This window comes from Streptomyces longispororuber (assembly GCF_014656095.1).
Taxonomy (GTDB): Bacteria; Actinomycetota; Actinomycetes; order Streptomycetales; family Streptomycetaceae; genus Streptomyces; species Streptomyces longispororuber.
Map to the genome: position 1 here is coordinate 1 of NZ_BNBT01000249.1, position 7,640 is coordinate 7,640.

The window sequence follows — 7,640 nt, forward strand, 5'->3', positions numbered from 1 at the left end:
AGCCGCCGCAGCCGCAGCCGCACGGCACCGCTCCGCAGCCCGGCGCCACGCCGATGGCCCCGGCGCCCGCCGCGCCCGCGCCGCCCTCGGCCTGGCAGCAGGCGATGGCCCACGCGTACACCTCGCCCATCCCGATCAAGAAGACGAACCTCGGCCACGCCCTCACCTCCGAGTGGACGAAGATCAAGTCGGTGCGCTCCACGATGTGGACGCTCGGCATCTTCCTGCTCCTGGTCATCGGCATCGGCCTGCTCGCGGTCGCGAACACCGACCCCGAGGACTACCGGGACGTGCCGTTCACCATCCCGGCGTTCTTCGGCCTGATCCTCGGCCAGATCTGCCTGATCACGCTGGGCGTCCTGGTCACGTCGTCCGAGTACGGCACCGGCATGATCCGGACGACCTTCACCGCCTCGCCGCAGCGCTACCGCGTCCTCGCGGCGAAGGCCCTGGTCTTCTTCGTGATCGCCTTCGTGGTCTCCGCGGGCTCCATCTTCTTCGTGGGCCTCGTCGCCTCCGGCGCGCACAGCGGGCCGGGCGTCGGCGAGGAGCCGTGGATCGACACGGTGTTCAAGGGCGGCCTGTACGTCTCGCTGCTCGGCGTGCTGGCGCTCGCCGTCGGCTCCATGCTGCGCCACTCCGCGGGCGCGATCACCACCATGCTCGGCGTGGTCCTCGTCCCCGCGATCCTGCCCGCGTTCCTGGGCATCTGGGACAGCACCCGGAAGCTGGGCGAGAAGATGACCGACTACAACGCGATCAACTCGCTCGCCGAGATCTTCAAGATCGACGCCTCCTTCGCCAGCGGCGGCGGCACCGCGCAGCTCGTGCTGCTCGTCGTCGTCACCGCGGCGGCGCTGGGCGGCGCCTTCGCCCTGCTGGAGAAGCGCGACGTCTGACCCGGCACCCCGGCGTCCCCGTACGACGACGGCGCCCCGGCCCTCCTGGGTCGGGGCGCCGTCGTCGTAGGGACCTCACGCGGCCTGGGACACCGTCTCCCTGGTCACCGTCTCCCGGGACACCGGCTCCCGGGACACCGGCTCCCGGGACACCGGCTCCCGGGACACCGCGTCCCGGGCCACCGTCTCCCGCAGGGTCCTGCGCGGGGCGAGCTGCGGCTGCCCGAACAGCAGCGCGTACCCGTCCGGCAGCCGGTCGAGGACGCGCTCGGTGAGCGCGGGCCCGGCCAGGCGCGCCACCGCGGGCAGCACCGCCCCGACGTCCCAGCGGGCGGTCGCGGGACTGCCGCCGGTACGGGCGGCGTAGTCCTTCACGAACCCCCAGCCGGTGAGCGGCTCGACCCGGGGGAGCTCGGCGGCGAACGCGCGCGCCGCCTCCTCGGGCAGCGCCCCCGCGAGCGCCACCCGCTCCTCCCCGGTGAGCTGCCGCCCCAGGGCGGCGAGCACCCCGCGCGTGACCTCTTCGGCGCGCTCCCTGGTGGGGTAGGCGCCCTCGTACCGCACGGTCTCCAGAAGGCGTTCGAAGCTCATCGGGCGGCTCACGAGGCGATCGCGCGGGCCGTGTTCGCCCCGCCGGTGACCTTGATCTTCCGCGGCTTGGCCTTCTCCGACACGGGCAGCCGCACCGTCAGCACGCCCGCCTCGTAGGACGCGTCGATGGCGTCGGTGTCGAGGGTGTCGCCGAGGATGAGCTGCCGGGTGTGGACACCGGCGGGCCGCTCGGAGGCGATGGTCTCGGCGCCCTCGGGCGCCGGGGAACGGCGCTCCGCGCGCACGGTCAGGACGTTGCGCTCGACGTCCAGGTCGATGGTGTCCGGGTCGACACCGGGAAGGTCGAAGTGGGCGACGAGCTCGTCGCCGGTCCGATAGGCGTCCATCGGCATCACGGCCGGATGCGCGGCGGTTCCCAGCATCTGCTGGGCCAGCCGGTCCAGTTCACGGAACGCGTCAGTACGCATGAGCACCACAGGACTCTCCTCTCAGCTCCGCTGCGTGCGATGCCCTACGGCCTTTTTATATAGCGCGACGACACAAACTTGACAAGGCCGGGCTCAAGTAGAGGCCTCCATGCCCGCCGGGAACGGGTCAGTGGCGCGGCGCGTTGCGTGAGCGCCGCTCCCTCAGGCCGCGCCGGTCCTTCGCCTTCCAGCAGCCCGTGTGCCAGTGCCGCCGCTCGTCCACGCCGGAGTACGCGGGCCACGCCACCACGTGCGCGAGGCCGGACGGGATCTCGTGGTCGCAGCCCGGGCAGCGGTACGTCTTGCCCGCCGCGCTCGCGCCCGCGACGTGGCGCACCTGCCACTCCTCGCCCTGCCAGTCCTCGGAGCGCTGGAAACCGCCGTAGCGGCCGGAGGGCTCCGCGTCCCGGTCCGGCCTTGACTCTCCGGCGCCCTTGGGGCGGTTGCGACGGGGCGACACGGAACACCTCACGGAATGGACAGGGGTCGGGGGTGTGCCCAGCGTACGCGCCACCCGTCGGGCCGCCGTCCGTCACCGGCGTCCGCGCACCGCACCCCGGCCCGCCGAAAATCTGCCAATCCGCCCGGCAAGCCGTGCCCTTGGCACGTGTCACGCGTTGGTGCCGGTAGGGGGTAGTGCCCGCGTCGGCGCCAAGGAGGCAGGAAGTTCGATGCGCTTAGGAAGCTTTGTGCTGGCGGCCCAGTTCCCGGGCCAGGGCCACGGGGAGGCGCTGCACCGCGCGGTGCGGTCCGCGGAGGTGGCCGAGGAGGCGGGTCTCGACAGCGTCTGGATCGCCGAACACCACTTCGTGCCGTACGGCACCTGTCCGTCCGCGATCACGCTCGCGGCCCTGCTCCTCGGCCGCACCCGGCGCCTGCGCGTCGGCACCGCCGTGAGCGTCCTGCCCACCGCCCACCCGGTGGCGCTCGGCGAGCAGGCCGCGCTGCTGCACCTCACCACCGGCGGCCGGTTCAGCCTGGGCGTGGGGCGCGGCGGCCCCTGGGTCGACCTGGAGGTCTTCGGCGCCGGCACGGAGGCGTACGAGCGGGGGTTCCCGGACTCGCTCGACCTGCTGCTCCGCTGGCTGAGCGGTGAGCCGCGGGTCGGGGGCCCCGGCGGTCGCTACGACTTCCGCGAGGTCGCGGTGGTGCCCCGGCTGCGCCCGGTGGAGCCGGCGCCGGGCGTACCCGAGCCGCCGCGCGCCCCCGAGGTGATCGTCGCGTGCACGTCCCCGTCGAGCGTCCGCCTCGCGGCCGCCCGCGGTCTGCCGATGCTGCTGGGGATGCACGTCGGCGACGACGAGAAGGCCGAAATGGTGGCCCTGTGGGGCAGGCACGCGCGGGCCGCCGGCCGGGCGCCGGACGAAGTGGCGGCCGCCGCCCACGTGTCGGCCGGGGTCGTGCAGATCGCCGACCGCCGCGCGGAGGCCGCCGAGACGCTCCAGAAGGCGATGCCCGGCTGGCTGCGGCAGGGCCTGGAGGCCCACGTCACGGTGGACGGCCGCGTCCGCACCATGCGCGACCCCTTCGCGTACACGGAACTGCTGTGCGGCATCCACCCCGTGGGCACGCCCCAGGTGTGCGTGGACCGCATCACCGCCACCGCCGAACGCACGGGCATCACCCGCTTCGCGTTCCTGGTGGAAGGCTCCGGAGACCTGACCACCACAGAGGAGAACATCCGCCGCCTGGGCACGGAAGTACTCCCCCAACTGTCGTAGCCGTAAGACGCGCCGACACCGAAGCGCCCCGTAAGGGGCGCGGGGAACTGCGCGCCCAGCCCGAACTCACCCGCAGCTAAAAAGAAAACGCACCACAGGAACGCCCCACCAGGGGAAAGCTCCCGCCCAGCCCACTCTCACCCGCACAGGGCGCCCACGCCAGACTGCCGCTCCGGACTGAAACACCTCCCGCGTACGGAGCGGCAGCAACTGCCTTCAGCAGTCCCTGAGTTCGGGCGACTGGTTCAGCAACTGGCCGCGGATCGACGTGAACTTGGCCAGCCTGTCGTCCGCCGAGGCGTCCAGTGGGAAGACCGCCACACGGTGGCAGTTCTGGAACGCCAGGCGTACCCCGAAGTGGCGCTGCAGGGCGCCGCGGATCGCGTCACTCGCGAGCGCGCGCAGCAGTTGGCCGCGCGCCTGCTCGTCCGGCGGCGGCGTCTGGTTGTCGGCGAACTCGCCGCCGTCGACCTTCAACTGGGCCACCAGGGAGCTGATCATCTCCCATGCGTAAGGCAGGGAGGTCCGGACGCAGTCGACGAAGGCGGCTTCGTCGACCTCGCCTCGCTCGGCCTGTTCCAACAGTGCCGGTGAGACGTCGAGCGACATGGGTTCTCCTCTCGCACCCCCAGAGGGCAGGGGCCTACGGGCAGGGAAGGAGCTCGTATACGCAGCGTGCGCACATGACGACCTCCCGCTTATACGGTAGGCAACGCCGGTGGAGGGCACCAGGAGATTGGGCGGAGAACTGGCCAGGTTCGAAGGGGTCCATCGACGGACAAGTGGTGCGCCCCCGGGGCGCCCCCGCGGGCCGGGGACGGGTGAATTCGCAGGACCGTCCCGCCGTCGAGTAGCGTTGCCGACCATGCGTCTCGTCATCGCCCGCTGCTCCGTGGACTACGCGGGCAGGCTCACCGCCCACCTCCCGTCGGCCCCCCGCCTGATCCTGGTCAAGGCGGACGGCAGCGTCTCCATCCACGCTGACGACCGGGCCTACAAGCCCCTCAACTGGATGTCGCCGCCGTGCACCCTGAAGGAGGGCACGGGCGAGGACTCCGCCGTGTGGACCGTCATCAACAAGGCGGGCGAGAAGCTCATCATCACGATGGAGGAGGTGCTCCACGACTCCACGCACGAACTGGGCGTGGACCCCGGCCTCATCAAGGACGGCGTGGAAGCGCACCTCCAGGAGCTGCTCGCCGACCGGATCGAGACACTCGGCGAGGGCTACTCCCTGATCCGCCGCGAGTACATGACGGCGATCGGGCCCGTCGACATCCTCTGCCGCGACGCCGAGGGGCGGACCGTGGCCGTGGAGATCAAGCGCCGCGGCGAGATCGACGGCGTGGAGCAGCTCACCCGTTACCTGGAGCTCCTGAACCGCGACCCGCACCTCGCGCCGGTCAAGGGCGTCTTCGCCGCCCAGGAGATCAAGCCACAGGCCCGCGTCCTCGCCACGGACCGCGGCATCAGTTGCGCCGTCCTCGACTACGACGCGCTGCGCGGCATCGAGGACGACAAGCTGCGGCTCTTCTGACGCCCGACCGCACCCCCCCGCGCACGGCCGAGCAGCCGCACCGCGCGCCGAAGACCAGCCGTACCCGTACGAGGAGGGGGCGGGCCCTTGCACAGGGCCCGCCCCCTCCTCGTGCGCCCGCACGTCCTCGTACGTACGCCCTCAGGCCCTCGTACGCCCTCAGACCGTCGGCGAGCCGGGGCCGCTGCCGGAGCTGTCGCTGTTCGCCGGGCTGGACGGGCCGGGGCGGCTCGCGGAGTCCGACGTGTTGGGGGTGGTCGGCGGCCGGGTCGTGGGCGGCGCGGTCGTCACCGGCGGCTGCGTCGTCGGGGGCCGCGTGGTCGGCGGCCGGGTCGTCGGCGGCCTGGACGTGGGCGGGTAGGTGGTGGGCGGCCGGGACGTGGGGGGCCGCGTCGTCGGCCGCCCGCTGGGCGTGCCCGAGGGCGTGCCGCTGGGCGTGGTGGTGGGGCCCTTCGTCCCGCCGCCGCTCTCCGACGGCGTGCCGCTGCCGCGCGGCGGTGTCGGGTCGTCGGAGGTGCCGGGCACGCCGTCCGCGCCGGGGCCGGGCTGCCGGTGGGAGGAGCTCTCGTCCGGCTCGTCGGCGCCGAGGCCGCCGCCGTCGTCGTCCGCGCTCGCCGACTGCCCGGTGCGGACCTTGTCGGGGCGCCCGCCGTCGTCGCCGCCGGAGGTCGCGCCGAGGGTGACCACCGTGCCGAGCACGGCGCCGAGCAGGGCGCCCGCCCCGGCGGCGACGAGGTTGCGGCGGGTGCCGCGCAGCACGGCCCGGCGGCCCGGCCGGGGCCGGGGCCGCGTGCGCGGCACCCGCGGCGGCGCGAGCGCGGCCTGCGGGGTGACCACGGTCTCGGCCTCGTCGGGCGACGGGACCGGCGCGGGGGGCGCGGGCGGCACGAACGGGGCGGGCACCCCGCCGGCCGGCGAGGCCGACTCCTCGGACCGGGCGTCCGGGACCTCTTCGCCCGCCGCCGTCCGGCCCCCGGGCAGGACCCCGCCGGAGCGGTCGGCGACCAGGGCGAGCGCGCGGCGCCCCGCGATCATGCCGCGCTTGTCGGCGAGGGCGCCGCGCAGGCCGATGGAGGCCTCCAGCTCGGCACGGGCCCGGTCGAGCCGCCCGCCGCACAGCGCCAGGATGCCCAACTCGTGGTGGAAGTAGGCCTGTTCGGCGACCTCACCGGCGGTGCGTGCGGCCTCCTGGCCGGACCGCAGGGCCCGCTCCCAGGCGCCCCAGTCGAGTCCCGCGGCGAAGGCGGGCGCGACGGTGCAGGCGAGCAGCACCGCGGCCGACGGCTCGTCGGCCGCGCCCGGCCCGGCCGCCCCGCCCCGGGCCGCCACCAGCGCGGTGAGCGCCGCGAGGATCGCGTCCGCCTCGGCGACGACGCGCTCGGGGCCGACCGACGGGTGCCCGGACCACCAGGCGTAGTGCTGGGCCGCGGACTGCGCGTGCGCGGCGGCGTCGTCGGCGTACCCCGCGGCCTCCAGTTGCGCGCGGACCCCGGCGGCGAGCCGGTGGTGCCCGCCGACCGGGGTGACGAGTGCGCTGTCGACGAGCTCGGCGAGCGCCGCGTCGGCGTGGGTGTCGCCGACGAGGGCGGGCAGGTGCGCCGGGTGCGGCAGTTCACCGCCGAGCGCGACGGCGAACCGCAGGGCGGCCCGCGCGGACGGACTCAGCCGGGCGGCGAGCGGCGCGGCCGGCGCGACGCCGTCGGCGAGGGAGGGCGGCGACGCCTCGGGGGGCACCCCGGGAGACACCCCGGCGGATATCTCGTCCGCGGCGGCGAACGGCGCCCCTCCGGCCGCGGCGCCCCGCTCGCGGGCCGCGTCGTCGAAGGCGGCCGGGTTCGCGCGCAGTTCGTCCTGCTGCCGCAGCAGGGCTCCGGCCTGTGCGAAGCGCAGCGGCAGGCCCTCGGACTCGAACCACAGGTCGCCCGCCCAGTCGGCCTCCTCGTCGGTGAGGACGCGGCCGACGGCGCGCTCCAGGAGCTCCAGGGCGTCGCCGCGGCCGAGGCCGCCGAGGAAGACCTCTTCGAGGTGGGACTCGGGCGCGGGCGCGGCCACGTCGGGGGTGGCGGCGAGGAGGAAGGCGCACTCGGGCGTGGCGTCGAGGAGGTCCTCCAGGGCGGCGCCGCCGAACTCCAGGTCGTCGACGAGGACCACGGCGCCGATGCCGCCGACGAGTTCGCGCAGCAGGGCCCGGTCGGGGCGGTGCTCGCGGATGTCGTGGACGGCGGCGCACAGGTCGTACAGGAGGTCCGTCGGCGCCCGGTGGTAGCCGGAGAGGCGGATCACGCCGTCGGGGGCGAGGTCGGCGCAGTCCTCGGCGACGGCGTCGAGGAGGGCGGTGCGCCCGGAGCCCGCGGGCCCGGTCAGGCGGACGGAGCGGCCGCGGGCGAGCAGCCGCACCAGGCGCTCGCGCTCCTCGCGGCGGCCGAGGAGCGCGGTGCGGGGCAGGGCGGGGCCGGGCGGCACC

At 74.9% G+C, this 7,640-nt stretch carries 7 protein-coding genes and 1 pseudogene; 3 read left to right on the forward strand and 5 right to left on the reverse strand.

Features of this window, described 5'->3' with window-relative positions:
• Positions 1-53: 53 nt before the first annotated feature.
• Positions 54-899, forward strand: a complete 846-nt coding sequence (locus IE330_RS37135) for an ABC transporter permease subunit (RefSeq protein WP_190140605.1) — start codon at positions 54-56, stop codon at positions 897-899.
• Positions 900-1,109: 210 nt separating this feature from the next.
• On the opposite strand, the pseudogene IE330_RS37140 reads toward IE330_RS37135, so the two are convergent.
• From IE330_RS37140 to IE330_RS37150, 3 genes and pseudogenes are all read right to left on the reverse strand, one after another.
• Positions 1,110-1,490, reverse strand: a pseudogene (locus tag IE330_RS37140) (DUF2267 domain-containing protein); the annotation flags it as partial.
• Between the two features lie 8 nt (positions 1,491-1,498).
• Positions 1,499-1,924, reverse strand: coding sequence for an Hsp20/alpha crystallin family protein (locus tag IE330_RS37145; RefSeq protein ID WP_190140600.1), 426 nt, complete (start codon positions 1,922-1,924; stop codon positions 1,499-1,501).
• Positions 1,925-2,045: 121 nt separating this feature from the next.
• The gene (locus IE330_RS37150) at positions 2,046-2,378 is read right to left on the reverse strand and encodes an Rv1322 family protein (protein WP_190140601.1); all 333 of its coding nucleotides are present in this window, start codon (positions 2,376-2,378) and stop codon (positions 2,046-2,048) included.
• Between the two features lie 211 nt (positions 2,379-2,589).
• On the opposite strand from IE330_RS37150, the gene IE330_RS37155 reads away from it, so the two are divergent.
• Positions 2,590-3,639: an LLM class flavin-dependent oxidoreductase gene (locus IE330_RS37155; RefSeq protein ID WP_190140602.1), complete on the forward strand. Its 1,050-nt coding sequence runs from the start codon at positions 2,590-2,592 to the stop codon at positions 3,637-3,639.
• A 216-nt stretch (positions 3,640-3,855) separates the two neighbouring features.
• Here the strand turns inward: IE330_RS37155 and IE330_RS37160 are convergent, their stop codons facing one another.
• A complete protein-coding gene (locus IE330_RS37160) occupies positions 3,856-4,248 on the reverse strand; it encodes an SCO5389 family protein (RefSeq protein WP_030685118.1) in 393 nt (130 codons plus the stop codon).
• A gap of 256 nt (positions 4,249-4,504) precedes the next feature.
• Here IE330_RS37160 and nucS point away from each other — a divergent pair, with 256 nt between their 5' ends.
• Positions 4,505-5,176 carry an endonuclease NucS gene (gene nucS, locus IE330_RS37165; protein WP_190140603.1) on the forward strand — a complete coding sequence of 224 codons (672 nt, stop codon included), beginning with the start codon at positions 4,505-4,507 and terminating at the stop codon, positions 5,174-5,176.
• A 159-nt stretch (positions 5,177-5,335) separates the two neighbouring features.
• Here nucS and IE330_RS37170 read toward each other — a convergent pair.
• A partial coding sequence (locus tag IE330_RS37170; protein ID WP_190140604.1) for an ATP-binding protein occupies positions 5,336-7,640 on the reverse strand: 2,305 nt, incomplete at its 5' end.

Coding starts and splice junctions, on each gene's coding strand:
- IE330_RS37135 (WP_190140605.1), top strand. CDS start 54: ATGGCCCCGGCGCCCGCCGCGCCCGCGCCGCCCTCGGCCTGGCAGCAG.
- IE330_RS37155 (WP_190140602.1), top strand. CDS start 2,590: ATGCGCTTAGGAAGCTTTGTGCTGGCGGCCCAGTTCCCGGGCCAGGGC.
- IE330_RS37160 (WP_030685118.1), bottom strand. CDS start 4,248: ATGTCGCTCGACGTCTCACCGGCACTGTTGGAACAGGCCGAGCGAGGC.
- nucS (WP_190140603.1), top strand. CDS start 4,505: ATGCGTCTCGTCATCGCCCGCTGCTCCGTGGACTACGCGGGCAGGCTC.